This window comes from Halorubrum sp. SP9, assembly GCF_005435015.1.
GTDB classification, from domain to species: Archaea; Halobacteriota; Halobacteria; order Halobacteriales; family Haloferacaceae; genus Halorubrum; species Halorubrum sodomense.
The window spans coordinates 1-248 of the sequence record NZ_SGXU01000676.1; the positions used below are offsets into that span (position 1 = coordinate 1).

General features: G+C 71.8%; 1 pseudogene. It reads right to left on the reverse strand.

Going from position 1 to position 248, the window contains the following annotated elements:
• Positions 1–248, reverse strand: a pseudogene (locus tag EXE45_RS18970) (halocyanin domain-containing protein); the annotation flags it as partial.

Here is a 248-nt window from a genome sequence, read left to right on the forward strand (position 1 = left end):
GTCCACTCCCAGACGACGGTCGTGCTGGAGTCGATGCGGATCGCCGCCGGCGAGAAGGCGAACCCGACGTCGCCGGCGCCGACCTGGACGGTCACCTCGTCCTGTCCGGTGAAGTCCATGATGGTCCCCTCGTACATCCGGGCGTCCGAGAGGTACTCGTCGATCTCGTCGGGAACGTCATCGGCCGCGTTCCCGCCGCCGGACCCGTCGCCGCCGTCCCCGCCGTCCGACCCGTCGCCGCCGTCCCC